General features: G+C 63.6%; 2 protein-coding genes. Both read right to left on the minus strand.

Annotation, left to right across the window (positions count from 1 at the left end; genetic code table 11):
* Nucleotides 1-71: 71 nt before the first annotated feature.
* The gene (gene istB / locus C0V72_RS15865; protein WP_101795095.1) at nucleotides 72-920 is read right to left on the minus strand and encodes an IS21-like element helper ATPase IstB; all 849 of its coding nucleotides are present in this window, start codon (nucleotides 918-920) and stop codon (nucleotides 72-74) included.
* Complete coding sequence (gene istA / locus C0V72_RS15870; RefSeq protein ID WP_101795096.1) at nucleotides 917-2,419, minus strand: IS21 family transposase; 1,503 nt, start codon at nucleotides 2,417-2,419, stop codon at nucleotides 917-919. The genes istB and istA overlap by 4 nt, the downstream gene beginning before the upstream one ends.
* Nucleotides 2,420-2,707: the final 288 nt, after the last annotated feature.

A 2,707-nucleotide genomic window follows, 5' to 3' on the forward strand; every position in this document is an offset into this window, starting at 1 on the left:
GAGTTCCACCGCGTGGACCACCATCGCCCATATCCGCCGCCTCACCCGCCTCATCGCAAGCCATTGCCAGATCACATGAACTTCTGAGTCAGGCTCTGATTGTCGCGGACGGCTTCAAGGACCTTGGGCGTGGTGAAGCTGGCGGGTCGGCCGGGCCCTGACCGGCGTGCCTGGGCAGTCCGCCGCCGATAGCTTTCGACGTTCATCTCGAAGATTGTTGCGTGGTGGACCAGTCGGTCCACTGCGGCGAGCGTCATGGCCGGATCGGGGAAGATGCTGTTCCACTCGCCGAAGGGCTGATTGGCGGTGATCAGCATCGAGCGGCGTTCATAGCGGGCGCTGATCAGCTCGAACAGGACTGATGTTTCGGCCTGATCGCGGCTGACATATGCGAAGTCGTCGAGCACCAGAAGGTGGTATTTGTCGAGCCTTGTCAGCGCGGATTCGAGCGCCAGTTCACGCCGGGCGACCTGGAGCCGCTGCACGAGGTCGGAAGTGCGCGCGAACAGGACGCGCCACCCATTCTCGACCAGCGCCAGGCCGATGGCGGCTGCCAGATGGGTCTTGCCGCCACCGGGCGGGCCGAACAGGATGAGGTTGGCACCTTGCTCTAGCCATCCGTCGCCCGCGCACATTGCCATGACCTGCGCCTTGGAGACCATGGGCACGGCATCGAACGCGAAGGTGTCGAGGGTCTTTCCGGCGGGGAGTTTGGCCTCAGCCAGATGCCGCTCGGTCCGCCGCCGGTCCCGTTCGGCGATCTCATGCTCGGCGAGCGCAGCCAGAAGCCGAGCGGCAGGCCAGCCTTCCTTGTCGGCACGCGCAGCAAAGTCGCCCCACATATGCTTGATTGCTGGCAAGCGCAGCTCATTCAGCATCAGGCTGAGCCGCTGGGCGTCGATCATCGGGGGTGTGCTCATGCCGCCTCTCCCCAACCGATCAGGCTGTCGTAGGAGGCAAGATGCCCGAGCTTTACATCCACCTGAGGTAATTGCTCAGGATCAGGCGAGAACCGGCTGCGCAGGGCAGCTATGTCAGGGCATCGCCGCGCGGCAAGATCTGCTTCGAGCAGTCCGGCAAGTTCAGCCTCACAAGCGCGCTCATGCGCCATGGCCAGCAGATCAACGGTAATCCTGCAGGCGGAGTGCTCGCCCTCTTGCTCCAGCAGATGCTCGAACATCCGTCGGTAGGCGTCGCGGGGGAACAGGCTATCGCGATAGACCAGCCCCATGAGCGCCATCGGCTTGCGCCGCAGCGAGTGGATCACATGCCGGTAATCGACGATATGACCATGCTTGCCATTGTCGCCGGCGCGGCCACGCACCAGAGTCATCAGCAGGGTGCTGCCCAAGAACAGATCGATCCGGTCATCATAGAGCCGCGCGCGCAGGCGGTGTCCGATTAGCCTTGAAGGCACGGTGTAGAACACCTTGCGCAAGGTGAAGCCGCCCGATGAGGTGACCCTGACCAGCACGTTCTCATAATCACTCGTGCGCGTGTCAGGCAGCGGCTGCAAGGTCCGGCGCTCGACATCGATCGAGGGAGCATGGCGCCGATTGCGCGCGGTCACGACCTCATCGATAAAGCCGCGATACGCCGCCAGATCAGCAAAGTCGCTGCTTCCCCTCAGCAGCAAGGCATCCCTCACCACAGCCTTGATGTGGCCGTGAGAGCTCTCGATCGAGCCGTTCTCATGAGCAACGCCTGTATTGTTGCGGGTCGGCTCCATCCCGTAATGCTGGCACAGCGCATCATATCGCGTGGTCAGATCAGCGCGGGCATCGGCGTCAAGATTACGGAACGCCGCCGACAGGCTATCCGTCCGGTGAAGCCGGGGAGCACCGCCTGCCGACCACAAGGCGTTCTGCAGCCCCTCCGCTAAGGCAACAAAGCTCTCGCCGCCTAGGATCACATGGCAGTGCTCGAACCCGCCATAGGTCAGCCGGAAGTGATAGAGCATATGCTCCAGCGGCACGCCTGCGACCGTGACGTTGAGATCGCCCATATGGGTAAAGTCCGACAGGCCAAGCCGGCCCGGCTCATGCAACTGCCGGAAGATGACCTCGCGCTCGGGTCCATGCAGCGCACGCCAGTCCCTGATCCGCCGCTCCAGCGTCCGGCGCGCAAATGGCAGATCGCCATGCCTGCGGCGCAGCTCCTCAAAGATCGCAATCGGCCGCAGGCCAGGGGATGCTTCCAGCAGCGGCACAACCTCCTCGTCGAAGAACCCTGCAAGCGGATCAGGGCGACGACGCCCGCGCGGCGCTTTCGTCTGGGAGGGCAGCTGCGGCTTCTTCAACAGCCGATAGCCCGCAGCCGTGCTCATTCCCGCCTTCGCCGCAGCCACGGCCACCGGGTGGTCTCTTCTCAATGTCATAAACAGCCTCATCTGATGATCGGTTATGTGACGGCCAGGCACACACGGGGTCCTCCTCAAGGGAAAACCCCATCATACCTGACGCCGCGATCATCTCCGGCTGCCCCCAAGAGGGGCGCTCCGGTGTGGGGAGAACGGCTGCGGGCTACGCCCTGCGCCGTCCCCCCCACACCGGATTCTCATCTTGATTGTCGCGCATTCTCACCCTGATTGTCGCGCGACACCAAGGAGTTGTATCCATCCGGTGAAGGCCGCGGCGTGATCCCGACCGGATCGTAGGCCGGGTTTATGCGGCGAGCGCTGCAGCGCGCGGTCCCCAGTTCCAAGGCA

The organism is Porphyrobacter sp. TH134, from assembly GCF_002855495.1.
In the GTDB taxonomy this organism is placed as follows: domain Bacteria; phylum Pseudomonadota; class Alphaproteobacteria; order Sphingomonadales; family Sphingomonadaceae; genus Erythrobacter.